Genomic DNA, 21796 nt, shown 5'->3' with positions numbered 1-21796 from the left:
ATCAATCGCGGTCCGGACCCCAGCGCCAGCGAAAGCCGCCATCGGTCTTCGTCCAGACGAACCAGATGAAGACCGCGAGCATCGGCAGTGCGACGCCGAACCGCACGAACTGGGTCGGCGCCCAGGTGAGCACCAGAGCAAGGGCGATGGCGAAGACCAGCGTCGCCAGCCATCCCTGCCACGTCACCGGCGTCGCGCCCCAGCCGAACAGCTTGGGGGCGAACCAATAGCCTTCGCGCACCTTGAGCGCGTCGCGATAGTCCTTGAGCGTCATGCCAGCGCGGCCAGCAGGCCGATCCCGAGTGCGAGGGCCGACGCCGCGATCAGCCAGGGCACATGGCGGCGGGGTGCGAACAGGGCGGTCAACATCCTTGTGTCTCCTTGGCTGCGGGATCAGGCGGGCGCATAGTTTTCAAGAAAGCCGCAGCTGCGGCAGCGCCAGGTGCGGATCTCCAGCTTGCGGCGCTTGCCGATTTTCAGGCCGGTCCAGAAGCTCTTTTCCGGCGCACCTTCGATCCATTTGCTCACATGTTTGGTGCCATAGCCTTCGTCTGCGACGAACCCTTCGACCATATGGCTCTGACATTTGGGGCAGCTGGGGGAACGCATCTTCAATCCTCCTTGGGCGCCGGATCTTTTGCGGGCCGCCCGCGCTTGGCGCGGACAGGCTCCGTCAGCTTGACGCCGCGCCGGGCCAACGCCTCGCGCAGCAGGCATTCGACCTGAGCGTTGACGCTGCGCAGGTCGGTCGCCGCGCTCCGCTCGATCGCGGCGTAGAGGGCCGGATCGACGCGTAGCGGAAATGCCTTCTTGGGTGGTGCAGCCAAGACGGACTCCCGGTTACTGGTACAGCGATCCGGCGTTCACCACCGGTTGGGTGTCGCGCTCGGAGCAGAGCACGACCATCAGGTTGGACACCATCGCCGCGCGGCGTTCGTCGTCCAGCTCCACGACATTCTTGTCGCTCAGCTGCTCCAGCGCCATCTCGACCATGCCGACCGCTCCCTCGACCAACGTCTTGCGCGCGGCGACCACCGCCTCGGCCTGTTGCCGCCGCAGCATCGCCTGGGCGATCTCCTGTGCATAGGCGAGGTGGGTCAGGCGACACTCGTCGATATGCACGCCGGCGGCGAGCACGCGCTCCTGCAATTCGACGCGCAGCTCCTCGCTGACATGATCGGCATTGCCGCGCAGCGTCATCTCCTCATGGGTGAAATCGTCATAGGGATAGCGCGATCCGATCGCGCGGACGGCGCTCTCGATCTGGATATGGACGAACTCGCGATAATCATCGACGTCGAACAGCGCCTGCGCGGTATCGGCGACGCGCCACACCACGTTCGACGCGATTTCGATCGGATTGCCGCGCAGGTCGTTCACTTTCAGCCGCTCCGAGGTGATGTTGTGGATGCGGACCGAGATTTTCTTCTTGATCATCCACGGCCAGGTCCAGCGCAGCCCGGTGACGCGATCGGTGCCCTTGTAATCGCCGAACAACAGGATCGCCGCCGCCTGATTGGGCTGGAGCAGATAAAAGCCCGGCGCGACGAAGGCGAGGAGCACGACACTCGCGACAAGCCCGAACGGCGCCCATGCCGCTTCGCCGATCTGCGGCGCCGATGCGATAATGCCGATCAATGCGGCCAGCGCGACGAGCAGCATCGCATAGCCGCTCGCGGTGCTGGCGGGGCGCTCGGCGCTGGAGCGTAGTGCACGGGAATCGAAGTCGGACATCTTTGCCTCCCAATAAATATGATATCATCTTTATATCGATTTTCTCGGGAGGCAAGCGGAATCGGATGCGGCGCAGTCGCTAACGGCGCAGCACGTCCTGCAGTTCGGGGTGCCGGTCGATCGTTGCTTTCGCGAACGGGCATAGCGGGATGATCGCGAACCCCTCGCGCCGTGCGTCCTCGATCGCCTGACGCACCATGCGCTCACCCACTCTGCGGCCCCGCAATGCGTCGGGCACGTCGGTATGGTCGATGATGACGAGTGTGTCGCCAGCGCGGCTATAGGTCATCTCAGCTTCGACCCCGTCGACGGTCATATGGTAGCGACCCTTCGACGGCCCGTCCTCGCGCAGGACCGGCTCCTCGGGCAGCTTCCGCTTGTCCGGGGGCGTCAGCGCGTCGGTCGGGCGCACGATCGCGGGGCGCCCCAGCCCGCATTCCAGCAGATCGCGGTCCCACTGGCCGAGATCGGCGGCCGCTTCATAGGTCGACTGGAGGAAGGCGAGGAGTGCTGCATCGCCGTCCTCCGCCGCCTGGACCGCTTCATAGGGTAGAATGAACTCGGACATCCCCTCGTGCCAGAACGCCGCGTCGGGCTGGACCGGCGCGGATCGAAAGCCATGGGGCGCGGGATAGGCATAGGCGTAGAAGGCCGGATAGTCGATGCCGCCGCCGCCCGGCCAGAAGCCTGCGGACGAGACTTCGCGATCATAGGCCTCCTGCGCGACATCGTCGGGCAATGCCGGGATGCCGCCCCCGTGCAGCGGCGCCCTGCGACCCGAAAAGCGCGTGACGGCCATGTCGAAGCTGCCCCAGAACAGGTGGACGGGGCTGCATTTGCCCAGGAACGATGTCCGGAATGTCTTGAACACCCGATCGATCGAGACCAGCGCCTGATGAAAACGCTGGACCGCATCGCGATCATAGGGGCGGTCGCGATGATCCTCGCCGAACGGCACCGGATTGGGGACTTCGTTGGGCGTCCCGTCGAAGCGCGGGGTGCCGCCGAGTTCGGAGACCAAGCGGCAGAAATCGCCGTGGAACTCCGCGACTGTCATGGGACGCAGGGAAAAGGAGGCGATTCGACCGTCTCCGCTCGTTCCGACGACCTGATGGTCGTGAAGGTCGAACAGGATTTCGATCCCCGGTCCATCGGCGATGAGCGAGGAAGTCAGTCCGCGCGGCGTGACATAGAAGGTCGCGTGCCAGGAATGATTGATCCACGGGGTATGCGCCAGCCGATATTTGCCGGCCACCTGCAAATAAAGATGCAGCGCGGAGCATGTTTCGCGCCAGCCGAGATAGTCGAGTTCGGACCAATGGTTGGGCATGTTCGCTCCTTCAATCAGGCGTCGACCGATCCAATCTCGATCCCGGCGAATCTGGCATTCGATCGTGCTGCCCGCCAGTCCTGCCGCCCGAACGCTGTGTTGCCCAAAGCGGACTCTTGATCGCAGGATATGACTCCCCGGCGTCCGTCCAAAGAAAAGGCCAAAAAAAGGGGCGCCCGCCTTCCGGCGCGCGCCCCCGTCTTGCCATCGGGCGAAGTCGTCAGTTGATGACGATGGTCACCGCGCGGCGGTTCTGTGCCCAGCTGGCTTCGTCCGAACCCAGCGCGAGCGGGCGTTCCTTGCCATAGCTGATCGTGGTGATGCGCGCGGGCGAGACGCCGCGGGCGGCCAGATAGTTCTTGGCGGCATTGGCACGACGATCGCCGAGCGCGAGGTTGTATTCGCGCGTGCCGCGTTCGTCGGCATGGCCCTCGATCGTGATCCGCGTGCCCGAATATTGGGTCAGCCACTGCGCCTGGCTGTCGAGGATCTGGCGCGCGCGCGCGTCGATATCATATTGGTCGAAGTCGAAATTGACCGTGTCGCTGATGACGTTCTGGCGGAAATGCTCTGCCGTGCCGGGCTGGGCTGCGCCGGTATCAGGTCCGGGTCCGGGGCCGGGATCGACTGGCCCGCCCGGGCCGGGGGGCAGGGTTTCCGGGCGCTTCTTCTGGCAACCGGCGACGGCGACGGCCATCGTCGCGATGATGAGGGCAGTTTTGAACTTCGCCATTGGTCTTGTCTCCCTAGGCTGTTTCGAATTTCGATACCCCTGCGTAACGGACAGGGTGCGGGTCCGTTCCCGGTTCCGTCAACCCCGATCAGGGGCGCAGCGGTCCCCATGCGGGATCGGAGCCGTCGAGCGGGGTCGGAATGCGCCGCGCATTGGTGCCGGTCAGGTCCACCGACCACACGTCCGCCTTGCCTTCACGCCCCTGCGCGCCGCGATAGAACATCAGCACGCGGCCATTGGGGGACCAGCTCGGCCCCTCATCGCCCCATGCGTCGGTCAGCAGCTTCTCACCGCCACCTGACGGGCTCATGACACCGATGCGGAACCCGCCGCCCATGCGGGTGAAGGCGATCAGGTCGCCGCGCGGGCTCCAGGACGGGGTCGCATAGCGCCCGCCGCCAAAGCTGATCCGCTGCTGGTTCGATCCGTCGGCGTTCATCACGTACAGCTGCTGGCTGCCCGACCGGTCGCTTTCGAAGACGATCTTCGACCCGTCGGGCGAATAGCTGCCGCCGGTATCGATGCCGGGCGCGGTGGTCAGCCGCTGGGGCGTGCCGCCGGTCGCCGGGATGCGATATACATCGGCATTGCCCGCCACCGACATGGTGAACAGGATCCAGCGGCCATCGGGCGAGAAGCGCGGCGCGAACGCCATGCTGACATTGGTGACCAGCAGCCGTTGGGTGCCGTTGGCGAGGTCATAGACATAGAGCGACGGCTTGTCGTTCTGGTAGCTCATATAGGCGATGCGCCGCTCGTCGGGCGAGAAGCGCGGGGTCAGCACGATCGACTGGCCGTTGGTCAGGAAGCGGTGGTTGGCGCCGTCCTGATCCATGATCGCGAGCCGCTTGATGCGGCGGTTCTTGGGCCCGGTCTCGCTGATATAGACGACGCGGCTGTCGAAATAGGGGCCTTCGCCGGTCAGCCGGGTATAGATGGTGTCGGAGCATTTATGCGCCGCGCGTCGCCATTCGGACGGGCGGACGACAAACCCCTGGCGCGTCAGTTCGGTGCCGAGCGCGATATCGTAGAGATAGCAGCCCACGGTCAGGTTGCCGTCGCCATTGGCGCGAACGAAGCCCTGGACCAGCGCCTGCGCCGTGGCGCCGCGCCAATAGGGGAAGTCCGGTGCGCTGACTTCGCCATAGGGGATGGCGCGCACGCCGGTCGGGCCGAGCGGCCTGAACAGCCCGGAATTGCGGAGGTTGTCGGCGATCACTTGGGAAATCTGGCGTCCGAGCGCATCGGTGCTGCCCGCCGGGGTGCTGACGATCTGGGCGGTCGGCATCGGCGGGATGAGGATGGTGAGGTCCTGCGCGGCGACGTTGGTGACGTCGACGCTCAAAATTTCCTCGTCCTGAGGCACGGATATAACCGGTGGTGCAACCGGGACTTCTTGCGCGGTGGCCGATCCGACGATGCCGATGGGCAACATTGCGACTGCGATGATTTGCGCTCTCATGCTTAAAGACCCTCGTACAATACCGGCCCGATCGTTTTCCAAGCCTCGTAGAATTCGGTTGGCAGCTTGAACGGTGCTGCCAGTTGAACGGCACGAACTGCGCGTTCGGCGTGAAGTTTCGCCTGTGCCCGGTTGCTTGGTGTGAATCCGGATTGCTTCACTGTCGGCGATCCGACGATCTCACCGCGCTCGTTCAAGCGAACGATAACCTGTGTCTTCAATTTTTCAGAATCGGCTCCGCTCGGGGGTGCCCAATGTGGCCGCACCTGACGGAGAATTTCCGCCTGCAACGATGCCTTCACATTCGCGCCGATCTGGCTCGCCTGCGGCCGGGTCGCCTTGCCCTTGCTTGGCTGGTCGGTGAGCCCGTCGACGATCCCTGACAGGCGACCGGTGGGCTTCACCGCCTGACGCTCGGTCTTGCGCTCCGCCTTGGCCGGGGCGGGGTTGGACTTCTTGGCCTCGGCCTTGGGCTGAGGCTTGGGGGCAGGGGCGGGGGCTGCTTTGGGCGGGGTAGGATCGGGGCGCGTGACCGGCTCGGCCTGGGTTTCTGGCACCGGCGGTGGCGAATCGGGTTCGGGCGGGGCAGGGACCTCGGCCAGCCGCTCGGCCGGCGCCTCGCGTTCGATCACCGGCGCCTCGCTGACCAGGCCGACCTCGTCGGTCAGCGACACCTCGATCGGGGTGGTTTCCAGCTTGAGCGGGTTGGGGGTGGCGAGAAAGCCGACCGAAAGCAGGCCGAACAGCACGACATGGCCGATCACGGCCACCCCGATCCCCGCCCCCTCTCTGCGGTCGAGCGCCAGGCTCATTAAATCCTCCCCGGAACGGGGAGGGGGACCGCGCGGCGCAGCCGCGTGGTGGAGGGGGCGTGCGGCAAAGGGCTCTGGTGAGGTGAAGCGAGTCCCTTGCCTCGCTCCCCCTCCACCATCCTTCGGATGGTCCCCCTCCCCGTTCCGGGGAGGATCATCGACGCCTTATCGATCACTCCTTGCCTTCCCCCGTCGTCACCAGCGACACCTTGTTCAGCCCGGCGCGGTTGAGCTCACCCATCACGCGCATCACCTTGCCGTAATCGAGGCGGGTGTCGGCGCGCAGGAAGACCTGCGGCGCCTCCTCACCGCGTGCGGTGGCGATCTCGTCGAGCAGGCCGGGCAGTTCGGCATCGGTCACCGGGCTGTTGTCCAGAAACACCGCGCCCTGTTCGTCGATCGAGATCTGGATCGGCTTCTGATCCTGGTCGAGCGGCCGCGCGCGGCTTTCGGGCAGGTTCACCTGGACCCCGGCGGTCAGCAGGGGCGCGGTGACCATGAAGATGATGAGCAGCACCAGCATCACGTCGACCAGCGGCGTGACGTTGATGTCCGCCATCGGCGCGCGCCGCCCCTTGCCGCGCCGGGATGGAAGCTGCGCGCCCATCAGAGTACCGGCTTGCCGCTCGTCGGCGCGCTGTCGAGCTGGCGGCTCAAGGTCGCGTGGAAGCCGTCGGCGAAGCGATTGAGCCGCGCCTCGACCCGGTCGATGCCGTGGCTGAAGCGGTTATAGGCGATCACCGCGGGAATGGCGGCGAACAGACCGATCGCAGTCGCGAACAGCGCCTCGGCGATGCCCGGCGCCACGACGGCGAGCGAGGTGTTCTGCGCGGTGGCGATCGCGGTGAAGCTGCGCATGATTCCCCACACGGTGCCGAACAGGCCGACGAACGGCGCCACCGCGCCGACAGTGGCGAGGATGTTGAGCCGGTCCGACAGCCGGTCGATCTCCAGCGCCACGGCGGCGCCCATCGTCGTCGCCAGCCGCTCGCGCGTCCCGTCCTTGTCGAGCGTGCGCCCGCCGGTCGAGCGGCGCCATTCGGTCACGCCCGCGGCAAAGACGCGCGCGACCGGATGGTCCTCGTCGCCATGCAGCCGGTGAAAGGCATCGATATCGTCGCTCTTGCGATAGTCATGCTCGAACTTGTCGGCCGCCTTGCGCACCTTTCCGACGCGCCCGCGCAGCGAGAAGATGATGCCCCAGGTCCAGATGCTGGCGAGCAACAGGCCGATCATCACCGCCTTCACCACCCAATCGGCCTGCATGAACAGGCCGAGCGGCGACATCGCCGAAGCGTCGAGATTTACGAACCAGTCCATGCGTCCCCTAATTTCCATTCCACACGAGCGGCAAGAACGCCTTGACCCAGTCTGCCGGTTGCCGTTTCGCGCGCCCCGATGGCGCCACGAACGCGGCCTCGACATCCGCCTGGGTCAGCAATTCCCCGCCGCGCATGACTCGTTGATGAATATCGACCGATGCCGCACGCACGCGCATCACCCGGCTGACCACACACAACGCATCGTCGAGCCGCGCGGGTGCGACATAACGAATTGCGAGATTGCGGACGACATAGACGCCTTCTCCCGCCTCATGCGCCGCGCGCTGGTCGATCCCGGCGCAGCGCAGCATATCGGACCGCGCACGTTCCATGAACCGCAGATAATTGGCGTGATAGACCACCCCCGACAGGTCGGTGTCCTCAAAATAGACACGAATCGGGAAGCGATGCTCGATGCCGTCGAAACGGCCGGCGACGGGCTGGTCGATCTGGGCGGTCACATGCGAGCCATAGCGGGAGCGCGATTCGAAGTTCAACTGTCACCGGCAGGGCGCCCCCGACGCACGACGAGCCGCGCGCGAGACGGGTTACCCCTTCGCCATCTCGATCACCCGGTCCCATTCCGCCTTGGTCACCTTGCCGACCGACAGGCGGGAATATTTGACCAGGTCCATCTCGGCGAGCTTCGGCTCCGCCTTCACCTGCTTCAGGGTCACGGGATTGGCGAGCGGCTCGACCGGCTTCATCTCGACCGATACCCAATGCTTGCCCTCGCCATCGGGCTTTGCCTCGCGGCTCACCTCCATGATGCCGACGATCTGCAGCCCGATATTGCTGTGGTAGAAAAAGGCGCGGTCGCCGACCTTCATCGCGCGCAGATTGCCTGCGGCGGTGTGGTTGCGGACGCCGTCCCATTCGGTCTTGCCGTCGCGGACCAGGTCGTCCCAGCTGAACACATCGGGTTCGGATTTCATCAGCCAGAGGTTCATCGGCGATTCCCTTATTTTGGTGTCGGCATCCGCCGGCCGGTGCCGCCTTCCAAACCGAAAACCACCTAAACCGCAAGTGAACACGCGATTCCGCGCGAGTTCAGGACGACTCGTCCAGGGTGCATCCACGGCGCCCGCTCATGCGTTTTCGGCGTCAGTCATGCAGATGCACGAGGAGGAACGTCATGAACACCCTTACCAAGGCGGTGATCGGCCTGACGCTCGGCGCCACCGCGCTCACCGCAGCCGCTCCCGCAGAGGCACAGCGCTATCGCCATCGCGACCGCGACGATGCCGGTGCGGCGATCGTCGCGGGAATCGCGGGTATCGCCATCGGCGCGGCGATTGCCTCGTCCGATCGGCGTTACGATTATGACCGGCGCTATTATCGCGGTCGCGGCTATTATCCGCGCGACGGCTATTATTACCGCCACTATCAGCGCCGCGGCTGGCGCGGATGTACCATCCGCCGGGTGTATGACCCCTATATCGGCCGCCGGGTGAAGGTCCGTTATTGCCGCTGATTGCGGTGGAATGCGGGCGGCGCGGGACTTGCGTTCCGCGCCGCTTTCGTTTGCGCGCAATTCGGGCTAGAGGCGCCGCCCATGAGCGACACTCCTCCCGACCGGCTCTCGGTCAATCCCAAGAGCCCTTATTTCGACCAGACGCTGCTTCAGCGCGGCATCGGCATCCGTTTCAAGGGCGTCGAGCGCCGCGATGTCGAGGAATATTGCATTTCCGAAAGCTGGATCCGCGTGCAGGTCGGCAAGACGATGGACCGCAAGGGCAACCCGCTGACGATCAAGCTCTCCGGCCCGGTCGAGGCGTGGTTCGAAAGCGCGCCTGCCGACGAGGGCGAGGGCGACCCCGAGGCTGAAGCCTGACATCATTCAAGCCCCTCCCGTGAAGGGGCGGGGCCAAGATCGGCTACAACAACCCCCGCGCCGACGCTTCCAGCGCCTGCATCGCTGCGCGGAACGGAAACGGCCCGTGGCTGATTCGCGCAATCCCGGCTTGCGCCACCGCCGCCGCATCGGGCGCGCCTGGAAAGGCCATGAAGTTCACCGGTAGCGGGGACGCGTCGCAGATGCGTTCAAGCAGGTCGAGATCGGCCAGCCCCGGCACGAAGAAGCCACTCGCTCCTGCCGCCGCATAGGCATGTGCGCGATCGATCGCGGCATCGGCCTGTGCCACGTCATGCATGTCGGGTCCTGCCTGCAGGAAGATGTCGGTCCGTGCGTTGATGAAGAAGTCAGGGCCGGTCGCGGCGCGGATCGCGGCGATGCGCTGCGCCTGGAACGCGGGATCGTGAATTCCCGCGCCGCCGATCACCTGATCCTCGAAATTGCAGCCGATGGCGCCGGTCGCCGCAAGCCGGGCGACATTCGCACCGACCGCATCGGGGTCCACTGCATAGCCCCCCTCGAAATCGATCGTCACCGGCAGATCGACAGCGGCAACGATCCGCGCGGCATTCGCCAGCGCCAGATCGATCGCCAGTCCCTCCGCATCCGAAACGCCATGGGCGGCAGCGACCGATGCGCTGCCGGTCGCGATCGCGCGTGCACCGGCTGCGGCCACCGCCCTTGCCGACCCGGCGTCCCAGATATTGACCAGTATCAGCGGCTTGCCGGGTACATGCAGCGCAGCGAATTCTTCGAATCGATTGGTCATCGGTCCCTCCTCGTCGCGATCATTGTACAATCGGAACGAAGAGGGAACAATACCGATTCCTGCGCGCAATCCTAGTGAACGAAGCGTGCCACCACGTCGCGATAGCTGCGGCTCACCTTCACCTGCGATCCCGAATCGAGGATCAAGAAACATTCGCCATTGGTGTGCGGCTTGACCTGCTTGACCTGGTCGAGGTTGACGATGGTCGAGCGATGGACGCGCTGGAAGCGGCGCGGATCGAGCCGCTTCTCCAGGTCCTTCATCGTTTCGCGCAGCACCAGCGTGTTGTCCGCCGTCTTGATGCACATGTAATCGCCCGCAGCCTCCACCACCTCGATCGTGTCGACATCGACGCGGAAAATCTGCCCGCGATCCTTGATGTTGATGAGCTTTTCGAAGCGGTTGGACGAGACTTCGCCGCCATCGGCGGCGGCGAGTTCTTCGACCGCTTCGGGGGCGACTTCGGCGAGAACCTCCTTGAGCTTCTCGACCTCCTCGACGCCGCGCTTCTCGGTCAGCCGCTGGCGGACGCGGTCGAGCGTGTCGGCGAGGCGGCCCTCGTCCACCGGCTTCATCAGATAATCCATCGCATTCGCCTCGAACGCGCGGATCGCGTGGTCGGAATAGGCGGTGACGAAGACGAACAGCGGCGGCTCGATCTCCATCAAGCCCTGAACCACGGAGAACCCGTCAAAACCGGGCATCTGGATGTCGAGAAAAACCAGATCGGGCTTGTGCGTCTTGATCGCGCGGATCGCTTCGCGGCCGTTCTGGCATTTGTCGATGATCTCGACATCCTCATGCGCGGCCAGCCGCAGTTCCAGGCCCTGAATGGCCAGGGGTTCGTCATCGACCAGAATGGTGCGGATCGTCATGTTCTCTCTACTCTCATCCGGTGCCGTCCCGATGCCCCCGGTCCGGCGTCCAACAACCCCTGTTAAACTCCCAACTCAATGGTTACGGCTCGGTTCCGATCAGGCTGCCTCCTTGGCTTGTTCCTCGAACTGGAACGGAATTTCGATCTCAACGCGAAAACCCCGTCCGGGGTCCGACCGGGTTTCGAACCGGTGATCCGGCCCGAACGCCTGTGCCAGCCGCTCCCGTATATTGGTCAGCCCGACCCCGGTTGAAAGGCTTGGACGGTTCTTGCCCTCGATCAATCCCGGACCGGTGTCGGATACGGTGATCTGCACCCGATCGCCGTTGAGTCGCGCGACGACGGTGATTTCGGCGCCTTCCTCCTGCGGGGTGACGGCATATTTGATCGCATTCTCGACCAGCGGCTGGAGCAGCAGCGAGGGCAGCCGCGCCTTGGCGGTGCGCGGATCGATGTCGAACACGGGTTTCAGCCGCTGCTCGAACCGCATCTTCTCGATCTCGAGATAGAGTTTGAGCGTCTCCACCTCCTGCGCCAGCGTGACATGCGCGGTCGGCTCGTTGGCGAGCGTGTAGCGTAGGAAGTTGGACAGGCGCGCGAGCATCGCGTTGGCCCGATCGGTCTGCTTGAGCAGCACGAGCGTCGAGATCGAGTTGAGCGTGTTGAACAGGAAATGCGGGTTGAGCTGATAGCGCAGCATCGCCAGCTGCGCCGAACTGGCCTGGTTTTCCAGCAGCAGCATCCGGTCGCTCTGATCCTCGACGATCAGGTAGAAGTTGATGCCGAAATAGAGCGCCGACCAGCCCGCCAGCACCGTGAAATTGAGGAACAGGCTGCCCAGGATGAGCGGCAGCTCGATCCCCGGATCGCCCCGCATCACCGATACGGTGAAGGCGTTGAGTACCGCATAGATCAGTGTCGCCGCTGCCAGCGTCGCCACGGTTGCCAGAATGCCGCTGATCCGCGGCAGACGCCGGAAATAGCCGAACAGCGCCGACAGCAGCAGCGTGATGCAATAGCCGACGATCGATTCGATCGTGACGCGAATCAGATCCTCGAAGCTGAAGGTGCGGTTGGAGAAGTTCGATACCGCGCGCAGCAGCAGATAGCCGCCCCAGCCCGCGCCCTGGAGCATCCAGAAGGCACGGCTCTTCTGTTCGAAAAAGGGGCGGGAGAAGATGGCGGGTTTCTGCATGGGGTTCGCGGCTTCTCTACATCGCCCCTCTGCGGCTGGGAAGAATGGTGCAACGTAGCTGCAACGATATCGTTGCACCCCTGTTCATGTCGCGACCCGCGCACCCATATCGGCTGGCGCGTTCAATTCGAGAGGAGATCGACCCATGACGACCCGTACCGCCACGGCCCGCTATTCCGGTTTCGGCAAGGAGGGGAAGGGCGCGATCTCGACTCAGTCGGGTGTACTGACCGACCAATTCTATGGTTTCAACACGCGATTCGAGGAAGAGCCGGGGACCAACCCGGAGGAACTGATCGCCGCCGCCCATGCCGGCTGCTTCACCATGGCGCTCAGCTTCGCGCTCGCGCGGGCGGGCTATAGCGAAGGGACGCTGGAGACCAAGGCGGCGGTCAAGCTGGAGCAGAAGGATGGCGGCTTCGTCATCACCCGCTCCGACCTGACGCTGGAAGCCAGCGTGCCGGGAATAGACGGCGATGCCTTTGCCGACCTGGCCGAGGAAGCGAAGAAGAACTGCCCGGTCTCGAAGCTGCTCAACGCCGAGGTCAGCCTGGCGCACAAGCTGAACTAAGCTCCTCCCCGGAACGGGGAGGGGGACCGCCGAAGGCGGTGGAGGGGGCTCAAGGCAAGCGAGTCCGGTGCGGACAGCCCCCTCCGTCAGCGCTGCGCGCTGCCACCTCCCAGTGCCGGGGAGGATTACCGCTCGCTCAGATAGTAGCGATCGGTCGGCGTCAGGTCGTCGGCCAGCTCGTACACGATCGGCTGCCCGGTCGGGATCTCCAGGCTGGCGATCTCGGCGTCGGAAATCCCCGACAGATGCTTCACCAGCGCACGCAGCGAATTGCCGTGTGCGGCAATCAGCACGCGCTTGCCCGCGCGCAGGTCCGGCGCGATGCGCTCTTCCCAATAGGGCAGGACGCGGGCGATGGTATCTTTCAGGCTCTCGGTCTGCGGGATCGGGATGCCGCGATAGCGCAGGTCCTTGGCGAGGTCCCAGGGCGATCCTTCCTCGGGCAGCGGCGGCGGGATGTCGAAGCTGCGGCGCCAGATCTTGACCTGGTCGTCGCCGTGCAGCGCGGCGGTCTCCGCCTTGTTGAGCCCGGTCAGCCCGCCATAATGCCGCTCGTTGAGCTTCCAGCTCTTCTCGGTCGGCAGCCACAGCCGGCCCATCGCCTCCAGCGCCAGGTTGAGCGTCTTGATGGCCCGGCTCTGAAAGCTGGTATAGGTCATGTCGAAGTCGAGACCCTTGTCGCGCATCAGTTCGCCCGCCGCCCAGGCTTCCTTGACGCCCTGCTCGGTCAGGTCGACGTCCCACCATCCGGTGAAGCGGTTTTCCAGATTCCAGGACGACTGGCCGTGGCGGATCAGGACGAGCGTGGGCATGGGACCTCCTTGCAGGACTTTGCCCGCGTCCTTAGCGGATAGGGACGACAGGGCAACGGAGGATGGCCATGGCAATCGAAAGACAGACCGTCATCTATGACGGCCCCGGCGGCCCGTTCGCGGGTGTCGCGGTGGTCGACGGCGACTGGACCGAGCCCCGCCCCGGCGTGCTGATCGTCCCCAATGTGCTGGGCGAGAAGGAACAGGACCGCGTCACCGCCGAACGCATTGCCGCACTCGGCTACGCCGCGCTGGTCGCCGACCTTTACGGAAAAGGCAAGCGCACCACGCGCGAATCGCCCGATCCGGCGGTCTACATGAACGCGCTCAATGCCGACCGACCGCTGCTCCGCGACCGGTTGTTCGCCAGCCTAGCCGCGCTCCACGCACTGCCGCACGTTGATGCCAGCCGCACCGCCGCAATCGGTTATTGCTTCGGCGGCAAGTCGGTGATCGATCTCGCCCGCGCCGGGGGCGAGGTGCGCGGCGTCGTCGCCTTCCACGGCATCTTCGATCCCCCCGGCTATGCCTATCCCACGCCGATCCGCCCGAGGCTGCTGGTCTGCCACGGCTGGGACGACCCGCTCGCGCCGCCGCAAGCCGTGATGGACCTCGCCGCCGAGCTGAGCGGGGCGGGGGCGGACTGGCAGATCCATGCGTATGGCGGGGCAGGGCATGGCTTCACCGACGCCAGCATGACCGGCTCGACGCGGCCAGGGTTCGGCTACAATCCCGACGCCGACCGACGCAGCTGGTCGGCGATGACGGGGTTTCTGGCGGAGGTGTTTGAATAGACCGTGACAAGGCCCGCTTGAAACCACCAGTTCCCCGGCGAAGGCCGGGGCCCAGTTGCGACGCAGGCCGTGGCTCCGCCCCTCTCGAGCCGATAGATACTGGACCCCGGCCTTCGCCGGGGAGCGGGTCAGCCGGGCGACACGCCCGGCTTGCGCCGAGTAAGCCTCCGCAACACCCTCCGCAGCAGCACCAGTGTCGCGATCGTCGCGAGCAGGATCAGCACCGCGATGGCGACTGCGGCAATCGGGCTGGCGAGCGCGAGCAGCAGCAGCCCGCCGGTGACGATATCCTCCCCGGTCGACACAATGACATTGCTCACCGGCTCGGGGCTGACATTGACCGCGGCGCGCGTGCCCGCCTTGGCGCCATGGGTCAGCAGCGCGCCGCCGCCGCCGAGCAGCAGCGCGGCGATCTGCCATGCCGGGTCGGAAGGGTCGACGATTGCGAGCGCGAGCAGCGCACCGCCGATCGGGCGGATCGCGGTGTGGACGCTGTCCCACAACGAATCGACCCACATCACCTTGTCGGCGAAGAATTCGGCCACCGCGCCGATCCCGGCGATGCCGATCAGCCAGGGATTGGCCAGCACGTCGAGCGCCCTGAGCTGTTCGGGCAGTTCGACCCAGCCGGTCTGCATCGCGACACCGACCGCAAATACGCACAGATAGAGCCGCCAGCCCGCGAGCAGGCTGACCGATGCCGCGAGGCCGATCAGCTCGACTGCGCCCATCGGCGGCGCGTCAGCTTGCGCCGCCGGTCTTGCGCGGCGCGCGCGGCTTGGCGGGGGCCTTCGCCGAGGTTTTATTCGCGGCGGGCGTCTTTGCACCAGCCGGTTTCTTCGCCGCTGCTTTGGTGGCGGTGGTGGCTTTCGTCGCAGCTGGCGTGCGCGCGGGCGCCTTGGCGGTCGCCGTCTTGGCCGCAGGTTTGCGGGGTGCCGCGGGCTTTTTGGGCGCGGCAGCGCGGGCGGGCCTGGCCGGGGCCGTCTCGGCAACGGGCGCTGTCGGGGGCTCGGGTGCCGCGGGAGGTTCCGGCGCCTTGGGCGCTTCGGGCGCAGGGCCCTTGGCATCGCCGCCCAGCTTCGCGGTGATCTTCTCCGCTGCGCGCGCGGCGATCAACGTCGCCAGCGACGACGCGGTCTTGGCGAGGTCATCCATCCCCGACGGCTTCTTCTCGCCCGTGTCGGCAGCGGCGGGCGCCGGGGCGGGAGACGGCGCGGGCGCGGCGCCCGCCGCCTTCTTCCGCACATTCCCCGCGAGCGCGACCAGCCCGGCGGCGACGATATCGGCGACCAGCGGGTGCTTGGTCAGCTCGAGCAGTTTGGCACCCTGTTCGCGCAGTTCCTTGGGCAGCTCGATCCCCGCGACGCTCTTGGGCAGCTTCGCGGTCTTCTCGGCCTTGTTGGTCTTGCCGGTCTTCGGCTTGCTCGCCTTCGCGCTTTTCTTGCCCTTGGCCATCTTCACGTCTCCATGGTGTGTCATTCGACTGACACACCTATGGGCGTGCCGTCAATCCGCGAATACCCGTTCGAAAATGGTATCTACCGCCTTGAAATGATAGTCGAGGTCGAACTTCTCCTCGATCTGCTGCGGCGACAGCGCGGCGGTGACCTCGTCATCGGCCTTGAGCAGCTCGAGCAGCGACAGTTCGCCGTCGCTCTCCCACACCTTCATCGCGTTGCGTTGGACCAGGCGATAGCTGTCCTCGCGGCTCACCCCCGCCTGGGTCAGCGCCAGCAGCACGCGCTGCGAGTGGACCAGCCCGCCCATGCGATCCAGATTCTTCTGCATCCGCTCCGGGTACACCAACAGCTTGTCGATCACCCCGGTCAGCCGTGCGAGCGCGAAGTCGAGGGTGATCGTCGCGTCGGGCCCGATATAGCGTTCGACCGACGAGTGGCTGATGTCGCGCTCATGCCACAGCGCGACATTCTCCATCGCGGGGATGACGGCGGCACGGACCATGCGCGCAAGGCCGGTCAGATTCTCGGTCAGCACCGGGTTGCGCTTGTGCGGCATCGCCGACGAACCCTTCTGCCCCGGCGAGAAATATTCTTCCGCCTCCAGCACTTCGGTCCGCTGCAAATGCCGCACCTCGACCGCCAGCCGCTCGATCGAGCTGGCGATCACACCCAATGTCGCAAAGAACATCGCATGGCGGTCGCGCGGGATCACCTGCGTCGATACCGGCTCGACCGCGAGGCCGAGCTTGTCGGCGACATGCTGCTCCACGCGCGGGTCGATATTGGCGAAGGTGCCGACCGCGCCCGAGATCGCGCAGGTCGCGATATCGGCGCGCGCGGCGATCAGGCGGGTCTTGCAGCGGCTGAACTCGGCATAGGCCTCGGCGAGCTTGAGCCCGAATGTCACCGGCTCGGCATGAATGCCATGGCTGCGCCCGATCGTCGGGGTCAGCTTATGCTCGTACGCGCGACGCTTGAGCACGGCGAGCAACTGGTCGAGATCGTCGAGCAGGATATCCGCCGCGCGGGTCAGCTGCACCGCCAGGCAGGTGTCGAGCACGTCGCTCGACGTCATCCCCTGATGCATGAAGCGTGCTTCGTCGCCGACATTCTCCGCGACCCAGGTCAGAAACGCGATCACGTCATGCTTGGTGACCGCCTCGATCGCGTCGATCGCGGCGACGTCGATCGTCGGGTTGGTCGCCCACCAGTCCCACAGCGCCTTGGCCGCCGATTCGGGCACAACGCCCAGCTCGCCCAGCTTCTCCGTCGCATGCGCCTCGATCTCGAACCAGATGCCGAAGCGCGTTTCGGGCGACCAGATCGCGGTCATGGCGGGGCGGGAATAGCGGGGGACCATAGATGAGCCTTTCGTGGGACGCGGCGCCCCTAGCAAAGCCCCGGGTGCGCGGCAAACCGCATCGCCTCGCGTGCGTTCCGCTCGCTTCGTCGTGGAAATCGAACGGATTTGCGATGGAGCGATCGCAAGTAACGCCCAAATGAAAACGTCCAGATTTTTTGATGGAACGTGATAATTCTGCAACGCGTTTAGTTCTCACAAGCATGGCTGTCCCGAAACGGCTCCGTGCGAAAGTTCACTGTTAGAAAACAGGAGAATGACGATGTTGAAATCTATACTTCTTGCTAGCGCCGTGATGATTTCCGCGCCTGCACTTGCACAGGACATGCAGGATCCACAGACGCCGCCGACGCAGGAGCAGCCTGCGCCCGATACGGCGACCGAGCCGGTTCCTCAGACACCGGCACCGCCAGAAGCGGAAACCGCGCCTGAGCCGATGCCGACCCCGGAACCGACACCGGAACCCGTTCCCGCTCCGACGCCTGAGCCTACCGCGACGCCAGAGCCGCAGGCGGCTCAGCAGACAGCGCAGGCAACTCCCGCCGAGACGCCCGCGCAAACTGGCCAGCAACCCGCCAATGCGACGCAGATCGCGCAAATCGTCGATCAGGGCTTTCCCAGCTATGACAAGGATGCCGATGGCAGCCTGAAGCCCGAGGAATTCGGTAGCTGGATGGTGGCGCTGCGTTCGGCCGGCGAACCCGCCTTTACGGGTCAGTCGGCGGCGGACAAGGAATGGATCGGTCGCGCGCTGGCCGCCGCCGATGCCGACCAGTCGGGCGGCGTGACCAAGGATGAGCTGAAGAGCTTCCTGGCCCCGGCCGCCGCATCCTGACCGTCCCCCGGACGGGTCTCCTCGCATCTGACCCGTCCCACGGCCGCCGGAGTTCGCTCTGGCGGCCGTTTCGTTTGCCTACATCAACCCCTGGGCGCGCAGGCTCACATGGCCGCCGCTGCCGATGACAATATGGTCGTGGACCGCGATGCCGAGTCGCTTGCCCGCCTCGACGATATTGCGGGTCAGGTCGATATCGGCCCGGCTCGGACTCGGATCGCCGCTTGGGTGGTTGTGGACCAGGATGATCGCGGTCGAGCCGAGGTCGATCGCGCGGCGGATCACCTCGCGGACATAGACCGGCGCCTCGTCCACCGAGCCTTCCTGCATCAGTTCGTCGCGGATCAGCATGTTCCGGCTGTTGAGGTGGAGCACCCGCACGCGCTCGATCGCATGATGCGCCATGTCGGCGCGGAGGTAATCCAGCAATGCCTGCCAGTTCGACAGGATCGGTCGCGCCGCAACCTCTCCCTTCAGCAGGCGAAGCGCGGCAGCATGGGCGATCTTCAGCGCGGCGACCGATGTCTCCCCCATGCCCGGCACCCGCGCAATGGCTTCGGCATCGGCGGTCAACAGCCCCGCGATCCCGCCGAATTCGTGCAGCAGCGCCTTGGCCAGCGGCTTGGTGTCGCGCCGGGGAATCGCCAGCGCGAGCAGATATTCGATCAGCTCATGGTCGAGCAGCGCCTCATGGTCCGCGAGCAGGCGCGCGCGCAGCCGCGCGCGATGCCCGGTCCCATCGGTGATCGCGTCGCTGCCGCCGTCCCCCATAAAGCAAGCCTAGCGGCAGAGGCGGGGGCGGGGAAGGGGAACAAATCCTCCCCGGTACGGGGAGGGGGACCTCGCCCGAAGTGCGTGGTGGAGGGAGCCCGAGGCACCGGAATCCCTTGCCTCGGGTCCCCTCCGTCAGCGCTGCGCGCTGCCACCTCCCCGTGCCGGGGAGGATTTCGTAGGATTGCAACAATGTTGCACCGCGGTTGACTCGGGGCACCCCCCTTTCTAAAGCGCGCGTGCCTTGGCGGGCTCGCCGCTCGGCCCATGCGTTTCGCCCTGGTAATCGACTGGCGGAGGAAGCGAAATGACCGAGAACGAGCCCGGACCGGACCCCCTCAAGGAGGATGCCCGCATCACTTCGCTCAACGAGCGGCTGGCGCGGGCGCAATCCGAAGAGGCGGATCGGCGGGGCGAGGGGCAGCAGGATGGCGAGCGCGATTATCGCCTCGGCAACCGCGTCCTCGCCGAGCTGATCGGGGGAATGGTCGGAGGGGCGCTGATCGGGTGGGTGCTCGATCGGTTCCTCGGCACCTCTCCATGGCTCCTGCTCACGCTGCTTGCCCTCGGCATCGTCAGCGCGTTCAGGAACATCATCAGGATTTCGAACCAGCGCTCGAAGTGATTTTCGGGCGCTTGCGTTACATGGGAAGCGGACGTGGCTGAAGAAGCGGGCAAGATCGATCCGATGCACCAGTTCGAGGTGACGTCGATTGCCGACATGTTCACCATCGGCGGGCAACAGATCGCCTTCACCAACAGCGCGCTGTGGATGGCGATGGCTGCCGTCGCGCTGTGGATTTTCATGCTGGGCGGCATGAAGCGCGAAGTGGTTCCGGGCCGCTGGCAGATGGCGGTCGAAGGGTTCACCGGCTTTATCGACAATCTGCTCAAGGCGAATATCGGAGCGGAGGGGCGCAAGTTCCTGCCCTATGTATTCTCGCTGTTCATGTTCATCCTGTTCGCGAACGTGATGGGCCTGCTGCCGTTCGGTGTGGTCCCGGGCGTGCATCCGTTCACCGCGACCAGCCATTTCACCGTCACCGGCGTGCTGGCGATCCTCAGCTTCTCGATCGTCCTCGTCGTCGGCTTCGCCAAGCATGGCCTGCGCTTCTTTTCGCTGTTCGTGCCGAAGGGAACGCCGATCCCGGTGCTGATCCTGGTCGCGCCGATCGAGTTCGTCTCGTTCATGGTCCGCCCGTTCAGCCTCGCGCTGCGACTGTTCGTGGCGATGACCGCGGGCCATATCCTGCTCAAGGTGCTGGCCGGCTTCATCATCAATTCGACCAACGCCGGCCTTGGCTGGGGCGCGCTGGTGGGCATCCCCAGCTTCGCGCTGATGCTCGGCGTTTCGGCGCTGGAGATCCTGGTCGCGGGCGTCCAGGCTTATGTGTTCGCGCTGCTCACGTCGCTGTACATCAACGACGCGGTGCACCTGCACGATCATCACTGAGTTTCTTTCAACCAAAGACTGAATTTTCGAAGGAGTGAATTTCATGGAAGCAGAAGCATTCAAGCTGCTCGGCGCCGGTCTCGCGGCGATCGGTGCTGGCCTCGCGGCGATGGGCGTGGGCAACGTCTTCGCGGCGTTCCTCCAGGGCGCGCTGCGCAATCCGGGCGCGGCTGCCAGCCAGCAGGGCAACATGTTCATCGGCTTCGCGGCTGCCGAGCTTCTCGGCCTGCTCGCGTTCGTCGTGGCGGTGCTGCTGATCTTCGTCGCCTGATGTCTCTGCCGCCCCGTATGCTGTATACGGGGCGGGCTTGAGGACGGACCGCGAGAGGACCGACAATGCCCCAGATCGAACAAATCGCGGCGACCTATGCGTCGCAGATCTTCTGGCTCCTGCTGACCTTCGGGCTCACCTTCGTGATCGTCGGCCTGGGCATCGTGCCCAAGGTATCCTCGACCATGGATGCGCGCGATGCGTCGGTGGCCGAGAACCTCGCCGCTGCGGAGGCGGCGCGGCTTGCCGCAGATCAGGCCGAAGAGGCCTGGCGTGCACAGGAGAATGCGGCGCGTGAAGCCGCGCGCAAGCGCCTGACTCAGGCACGCGCCGAGGGGCAGGCGCAGACCGACGCGGCGCTCGCCTCGGCCAAGGCGGAGATCGAGGATCGCGTCGCCGCAGCCGAAGCCCGGATCGCGGAGGCCAGCGCCGCCGCAGCCGGGGAAATCGAAACGGTCGCGACCGATGCCGCTCGTGACATCGTCGCGCGCCTGTCGGGCGTCAGCGTGACGGCGGCGGAAGCAGGCAAGGCAGTGAAGGCGGCACTCAATGGCTGAACCGGCAATGGCTGAACAGGCACAAGTGGCGGGGGATACCGCGACCGATCCGGTCGCCGCCAATCTGAGCGCCGCGTCCAAGGGCGAGGGCATGGGTATGCCCCAGGCCGAGGTCGAGGCGCCCGGCGCGGTCCACGCCGCGCCTGCGGTGTTCGGCATTGACGCGACGATGTGGGTCGGCCTGGCGATGCTCGGCCTGATCCTGATCGTCGTGTGGAAGAAGGTGCCGTCGGCGATCGGCGCGATGCTCGACAAGCAGATCGCGGCGATCCGCACGCGGCTGGACGAGGCAAGCACGCTGCGCGCCGAGGCCGAGGCGCTGCGCGACGAATATGCGCGCAAGATCGCAACGGTCGAGCAGGAAGCGGCCGCCATGGTCGCCCATGCCGACGAGGAAGCACAGGCGCTGCTGGTCAAGGCCAAGGCGGATGCCGAGGATCTGATCCGCCGCCGCACGCGCATGGCGGAGGACAAGATCGCCGCCGCCGAGCGCGCCGCACTCGACGAAGTGCGCGCCAAGGCGGCCGAAGCGGCGGCCACTGCGGCCGGCACGATCATCGCGCAGAAGCACGATGCCGGTGCCGACAAGGCGCTGGTCGACCGGACGATCGCGGGCCTCTCGCGCCTCAACTGAGCCGGGGTTCCGGGCAGGAAAAAAAGGGGCGTCGGTCGAAAGACCGGCGCCCCTTTTTTCTATCTTGAGCCCCTCCCCTTCGGGGGGGGCGTCCAAGTCTCACCGAGGCCGACGTGCTCGGTGGATAGGCCCCACCCCAACCCCTTCCCTGAAGGGGAGGGGCTAATCACCTCACCTCCCGACCAATCC

30 protein-coding genes are annotated in these 21796 nt (G+C 65.6%); 10 read left to right on the top strand and 20 right to left on the bottom strand.

The window, feature by feature from the left end; genetic code table 11:
• Window position 1: 1 nt before the first annotated feature.
• The 12 genes from FPZ54_RS10410 to FPZ54_RS10355 form a co-directional block, all read right to left on the bottom strand.
• Window positions 2–274, bottom strand: a complete 273-nt coding sequence (locus FPZ54_RS10410) for a hypothetical protein (RefSeq protein ID WP_145846985.1) — start codon at window positions 272–274, stop codon at window positions 2–4.
• Between the two features lie 119 nt (window positions 275–393).
• Window positions 394–609: a PF20097 family protein gene (locus FPZ54_RS10405; RefSeq protein ID WP_145846984.1), complete on the bottom strand. Its 216-nt coding sequence runs from the start codon at window positions 607–609 to the stop codon at window positions 394–396.
• Window positions 610–611: 2 nt separating this feature from the next.
• Entirely contained in the window at window positions 612–827 is a 216-nt protein-coding gene (locus FPZ54_RS10400) for a type II toxin-antitoxin system antitoxin (RefSeq protein ID WP_145846983.1), read from the bottom strand.
• Between the two features lie 13 nt (window positions 828–840).
• A complete protein-coding gene (locus FPZ54_RS10395; RefSeq protein ID WP_145846982.1) occupies window positions 841–1734 on the bottom strand; it encodes an SPFH domain-containing protein in 894 nt (297 codons plus the stop codon).
• 79 nt (window positions 1735–1813) lie between these two features.
• A complete protein-coding gene (locus FPZ54_RS10390; RefSeq protein ID WP_145846981.1) occupies window positions 1814–3064 on the bottom strand; it encodes a DUF5996 family protein in 1251 nt (416 codons plus the stop codon).
• 220 nt (window positions 3065–3284) lie between these two features.
• Entirely contained in the window at window positions 3285–3797 is a 513-nt protein-coding gene (gene pal, locus FPZ54_RS10385) for a peptidoglycan-associated lipoprotein Pal (RefSeq protein ID WP_145846979.1), read from the bottom strand.
• A gap of 88 nt (window positions 3798–3885) precedes the next feature.
• Window positions 3886–5259 carry a Tol-Pal system beta propeller repeat protein TolB gene (tolB, locus tag FPZ54_RS10380; protein ID WP_145846978.1) on the bottom strand — a complete coding sequence of 458 codons (1374 nt, stop codon included), beginning with the start codon at window positions 5257–5259 and terminating at the stop codon, window positions 3886–3888.
• Window positions 5260–5261: 2 nt separating this feature from the next.
• A complete protein-coding gene (locus FPZ54_RS10375) occupies window positions 5262–6071 on the bottom strand; it encodes a TonB C-terminal domain-containing protein (RefSeq protein WP_145846977.1) in 810 nt (269 codons plus the stop codon).
• Window positions 6072–6243: 172 nt separating this feature from the next.
• On the bottom strand, window positions 6244–6678 hold the full coding sequence (gene tolR / locus FPZ54_RS10370) for a protein TolR (RefSeq protein ID WP_145846976.1): 435 nt from the start codon (window positions 6676–6678) through the stop codon (window positions 6244–6246).
• Window positions 6678–7391 (bottom strand): protein TolQ, encoded by a 714-nt coding sequence (gene tolQ / locus FPZ54_RS10365; protein ID WP_145846975.1) that lies wholly within the window; start codon window positions 7389–7391, stop codon window positions 6678–6680. Before tolQ ends, tolR begins: the two co-directional genes overlap by 1 nt.
• A 7-nt stretch (window positions 7392–7398) precedes the next feature.
• Entirely contained in the window at window positions 7399–7854 is a 456-nt protein-coding gene (ybgC, locus tag FPZ54_RS10360; protein ID WP_145846974.1) for a tol-pal system-associated acyl-CoA thioesterase, read from the bottom strand.
• Between the two features lie 87 nt (window positions 7855–7941).
• Window positions 7942–8343, bottom strand: coding sequence for an EVE domain-containing protein (locus tag FPZ54_RS10355; RefSeq protein ID WP_145846973.1), 402 nt, complete (start codon window positions 8341–8343; stop codon window positions 7942–7944).
• Window positions 8344–8528: 185 nt separating this feature from the next.
• On the opposite strand from FPZ54_RS10355, the gene FPZ54_RS10350 reads away from it, so the two are divergent.
• A complete protein-coding gene (locus FPZ54_RS10350; protein ID WP_145846972.1) occupies window positions 8529–8867 on the top strand; it encodes a hypothetical protein in 339 nt (112 codons plus the stop codon).
• An 81-nt stretch (window positions 8868–8948) separates the two neighbouring features.
• The gene (locus tag FPZ54_RS10345) at window positions 8949–9227 is read left to right on the top strand and encodes a DUF3297 family protein (protein ID WP_145846970.1); all 279 of its coding nucleotides are present in this window, start codon (window positions 8949–8951) and stop codon (window positions 9225–9227) included.
• A 43-nt stretch (window positions 9228–9270) separates the two neighbouring features.
• Here FPZ54_RS10345 and FPZ54_RS10340 read toward each other — a convergent pair whose 3' ends face one another.
• The 3 genes from FPZ54_RS10340 to FPZ54_RS10330 form a co-directional block, all read right to left on the bottom strand.
• Window positions 9271–10017: an isocitrate lyase/PEP mutase family protein gene (locus FPZ54_RS10340; protein ID WP_145846969.1), complete on the bottom strand. Its 747-nt coding sequence runs from the start codon at window positions 10015–10017 to the stop codon at window positions 9271–9273.
• 71 nt (window positions 10018–10088) lie between these two features.
• Window positions 10089–10892 (bottom strand): LytR/AlgR family response regulator transcription factor, encoded by an 804-nt coding sequence (locus FPZ54_RS10335; protein ID WP_145846968.1) that lies wholly within the window; start codon window positions 10890–10892, stop codon window positions 10089–10091.
• A gap of 99 nt (window positions 10893–10991) precedes the next feature.
• Window positions 10992–12089 carry a sensor histidine kinase gene (locus FPZ54_RS10330; protein WP_145846967.1) on the bottom strand — a complete coding sequence of 366 codons (1098 nt, stop codon included), beginning with the start codon at window positions 12087–12089 and terminating at the stop codon, window positions 10992–10994.
• A gap of 145 nt (window positions 12090–12234) precedes the next feature.
• Here FPZ54_RS10330 and FPZ54_RS10325 point away from each other — a divergent pair, with 145 nt between their 5' ends.
• Window positions 12235–12660, top strand: coding sequence for an OsmC family protein (locus FPZ54_RS10325; protein WP_145846966.1), 426 nt, complete (start codon window positions 12235–12237; stop codon window positions 12658–12660).
• Between the two features lie 125 nt (window positions 12661–12785).
• Here the strand turns inward: FPZ54_RS10325 and gpmA are convergent, their stop codons facing one another.
• On the bottom strand, window positions 12786–13472 hold the full coding sequence (gene gpmA / locus FPZ54_RS10320; protein WP_145846964.1) for a 2,3-diphosphoglycerate-dependent phosphoglycerate mutase: 687 nt from the start codon (window positions 13470–13472) through the stop codon (window positions 12786–12788).
• 68 nt (window positions 13473–13540) lie between these two features.
• Here gpmA and FPZ54_RS10315 point away from each other — a divergent pair, with 68 nt between their 5' ends.
• Window positions 13541–14266, top strand: a complete 726-nt coding sequence (locus FPZ54_RS10315) for a dienelactone hydrolase family protein (protein ID WP_145846963.1) — start codon at window positions 13541–13543, stop codon at window positions 14264–14266.
• Window positions 14267–14394: 128 nt separating this feature from the next.
• Here the strand turns inward: FPZ54_RS10315 and FPZ54_RS10310 are convergent, their stop codons facing one another.
• Genes FPZ54_RS10310 through purB form a run of 3 tightly spaced genes read right to left on the bottom strand, consistent with a single transcriptional unit; the run spans window position 14395 to window position 17086 of the window.
• Window positions 14395–14997, bottom strand: coding sequence for a DUF4126 domain-containing protein (locus tag FPZ54_RS10310; protein WP_145846961.1), 603 nt, complete (start codon window positions 14995–14997; stop codon window positions 14395–14397).
• Window positions 14998–15007: 10 nt separating this feature from the next.
• A complete protein-coding gene (locus FPZ54_RS19845) occupies window positions 15008–15721 on the bottom strand; it encodes a hypothetical protein (protein ID WP_186456727.1) in 714 nt (237 codons plus the stop codon).
• 51 nt (window positions 15722–15772) lie between these two features.
• Window positions 15773–17086 carry an adenylosuccinate lyase gene (gene purB, locus FPZ54_RS10295; RefSeq protein WP_145846956.1) on the bottom strand — a complete coding sequence of 438 codons (1314 nt, stop codon included), beginning with the start codon at window positions 17084–17086 and terminating at the stop codon, window positions 15773–15775.
• A 262-nt stretch (window positions 17087–17348) separates the two neighbouring features.
• Between purB and FPZ54_RS10290 the strand changes: the two genes are divergently transcribed.
• The gene (locus FPZ54_RS10290) at window positions 17349–17921 is read left to right on the top strand and encodes an EF-hand domain-containing protein (RefSeq protein WP_145846953.1); all 573 of its coding nucleotides are present in this window, start codon (window positions 17349–17351) and stop codon (window positions 17919–17921) included.
• 78 nt (window positions 17922–17999) lie between these two features.
• Here the strand turns inward: FPZ54_RS10290 and radC are convergent, their stop codons facing one another.
• A complete protein-coding gene (gene radC / locus FPZ54_RS10285) occupies window positions 18000–18692 on the bottom strand; it encodes a RadC family protein (RefSeq protein WP_145846951.1) in 693 nt (230 codons plus the stop codon).
• 307 nt (window positions 18693–18999) lie between these two features.
• Between radC and FPZ54_RS10280 the strand changes: the two genes are divergently transcribed.
• The 5 genes from FPZ54_RS10280 (at window position 19000) to FPZ54_RS10260 (ending at window position 21607) form a co-directional block, all read left to right on the top strand.
• Window positions 19000–19317, top strand: coding sequence for an AtpZ/AtpI family protein (locus FPZ54_RS10280; protein WP_145846949.1), 318 nt, complete (start codon window positions 19000–19002; stop codon window positions 19315–19317).
• A gap of 63 nt (window positions 19318–19380) precedes the next feature.
• Window positions 19381–20145 carry a F0F1 ATP synthase subunit A gene (locus tag FPZ54_RS10275; RefSeq protein ID WP_145849711.1) on the top strand — a complete coding sequence of 255 codons (765 nt, stop codon included), beginning with the start codon at window positions 19381–19383 and terminating at the stop codon, window positions 20143–20145.
• 43 nt (window positions 20146–20188) lie between these two features.
• Complete coding sequence (locus FPZ54_RS10270) at window positions 20189–20416, top strand: F0F1 ATP synthase subunit C (RefSeq protein ID WP_145846947.1); 228 nt, start codon at window positions 20189–20191, stop codon at window positions 20414–20416.
• A 65-nt stretch (window positions 20417–20481) separates the two neighbouring features.
• Window positions 20482–20973, top strand: coding sequence for a F0F1 ATP synthase subunit B family protein (locus FPZ54_RS10265; RefSeq protein WP_145846945.1), 492 nt, complete (start codon window positions 20482–20484; stop codon window positions 20971–20973).
• Window positions 20966–21607 carry a F0F1 ATP synthase subunit B family protein gene (locus FPZ54_RS10260; protein ID WP_239019530.1) on the top strand — a complete coding sequence of 214 codons (642 nt, stop codon included), beginning with the start codon at window positions 20966–20968 and terminating at the stop codon, window positions 21605–21607. Before FPZ54_RS10265 ends, FPZ54_RS10260 begins: the two co-directional genes overlap by 8 nt.
• Window positions 21608–21796: the final 189 nt, after the last annotated feature.

This window comes from Sphingomonas suaedae, from assembly GCF_007833215.1.
GTDB classification, from domain to species: domain Bacteria; phylum Pseudomonadota; class Alphaproteobacteria; order Sphingomonadales; family Sphingomonadaceae; genus Sphingomonas; species Sphingomonas suaedae.
The sequence above is the reverse complement of the archived record's forward strand: the minus strand, read 5'-3'. Positions and strand labels throughout refer to the sequence as shown.

Bases quoted from the DNA above. Each gene is read 5' to 3' on its own strand.
- FPZ54_RS10410 (WP_145846985.1), bottom strand. From the start codon at position 274: ATGACGCTCAAGGACTATCGCGACGCGCTCAAGGTGCGCGAAGGCTAT.
- FPZ54_RS10405 (WP_145846984.1), bottom strand. From the start codon at position 609: ATGCGTTCCCCCAGCTGCCCCAAATGTCAGAGCCATATGGTCGAAGGG.
- FPZ54_RS10395 (WP_145846982.1), bottom strand. From the start codon at position 1,734: ATGTCCGACTTCGATTCCCGTGCACTACGCTCCAGCGCCGAGCGCCCC.
- FPZ54_RS10390 (WP_145846981.1), bottom strand. From the start codon at position 3,064: ATGCCCAACCATTGGTCCGAACTCGACTATCTCGGCTGGCGCGAAACA.
- pal (WP_145846979.1), bottom strand. From the start codon at position 3,797: ATGGCGAAGTTCAAAACTGCCCTCATCATCGCGACGATGGCCGTCGCC.
- tolB (WP_145846978.1), bottom strand. From the start codon at position 5,259: ATGAGAGCGCAAATCATCGCAGTCGCAATGTTGCCCATCGGCATCGTC.
- FPZ54_RS10375 (WP_145846977.1), bottom strand. From the start codon at position 6,071: ATGAGCCTGGCGCTCGACCGCAGAGAGGGGGCGGGGATCGGGGTGGCC.
- tolR (WP_145846976.1), bottom strand. From the start codon at position 6,678: ATGGGCGCGCAGCTTCCATCCCGGCGCGGCAAGGGGCGGCGCGCGCCG.
- tolQ (WP_145846975.1), bottom strand. From the start codon at position 7,391: ATGGACTGGTTCGTAAATCTCGACGCTTCGGCGATGTCGCCGCTCGGC.
- FPZ54_RS10355 (WP_145846973.1), bottom strand. From the start codon at position 8,343: ATGAACCTCTGGCTGATGAAATCCGAACCCGATGTGTTCAGCTGGGAC.
- FPZ54_RS10350 (WP_145846972.1), top strand. From the start codon at position 8,529: ATGAACACCCTTACCAAGGCGGTGATCGGCCTGACGCTCGGCGCCACC.
- FPZ54_RS10345 (WP_145846970.1), top strand. From the start codon at position 8,949: ATGAGCGACACTCCTCCCGACCGGCTCTCGGTCAATCCCAAGAGCCCT.
- FPZ54_RS10340 (WP_145846969.1), bottom strand. From the start codon at position 10,017: ATGACCAATCGATTCGAAGAATTCGCTGCGCTGCATGTACCCGGCAAG.
- FPZ54_RS10335 (WP_145846968.1), bottom strand. From the start codon at position 10,892: ATGACGATCCGCACCATTCTGGTCGATGACGAACCCCTGGCCATTCAG.
- FPZ54_RS10330 (WP_145846967.1), bottom strand. From the start codon at position 12,089: ATGCAGAAACCCGCCATCTTCTCCCGCCCCTTTTTCGAACAGAAGAGC.
- FPZ54_RS10325 (WP_145846966.1), top strand. From the start codon at position 12,235: ATGACGACCCGTACCGCCACGGCCCGCTATTCCGGTTTCGGCAAGGAG.
- gpmA (WP_145846964.1), bottom strand. From the start codon at position 13,472: ATGCCCACGCTCGTCCTGATCCGCCACGGCCAGTCGTCCTGGAATCTG.
- FPZ54_RS10315 (WP_145846963.1), top strand. From the start codon at position 13,541: ATGGCAATCGAAAGACAGACCGTCATCTATGACGGCCCCGGCGGCCCG.
- FPZ54_RS10310 (WP_145846961.1), bottom strand. From the start codon at position 14,997: ATGGGCGCAGTCGAGCTGATCGGCCTCGCGGCATCGGTCAGCCTGCTC.
- FPZ54_RS19845 (WP_186456727.1), bottom strand. From the start codon at position 15,721: ATGGCCAAGGGCAAGAAAAGCGCGAAGGCGAGCAAGCCGAAGACCGGC.
- purB (WP_145846956.1), bottom strand. From the start codon at position 17,086: ATGGTCCCCCGCTATTCCCGCCCCGCCATGACCGCGATCTGGTCGCCC.
- FPZ54_RS10290 (WP_145846953.1), top strand. From the start codon at position 17,349: ATGTTGAAATCTATACTTCTTGCTAGCGCCGTGATGATTTCCGCGCCT.
- radC (WP_145846951.1), bottom strand. From the start codon at position 18,692: ATGGGGGACGGCGGCAGCGACGCGATCACCGATGGGACCGGGCATCGC.
- FPZ54_RS10280 (WP_145846949.1), top strand. From the start codon at position 19,000: ATGACCGAGAACGAGCCCGGACCGGACCCCCTCAAGGAGGATGCCCGC.
- FPZ54_RS10275 (WP_145849711.1), top strand. From the start codon at position 19,381: ATGCACCAGTTCGAGGTGACGTCGATTGCCGACATGTTCACCATCGGC.
- FPZ54_RS10270 (WP_145846947.1), top strand. From the start codon at position 20,189: ATGGAAGCAGAAGCATTCAAGCTGCTCGGCGCCGGTCTCGCGGCGATC.
- FPZ54_RS10265 (WP_145846945.1), top strand. From the start codon at position 20,482: ATGCCCCAGATCGAACAAATCGCGGCGACCTATGCGTCGCAGATCTTC.
- FPZ54_RS10260 (WP_239019530.1), top strand. From the start codon at position 20,966: ATGGCTGAACCGGCAATGGCTGAACAGGCACAAGTGGCGGGGGATACC.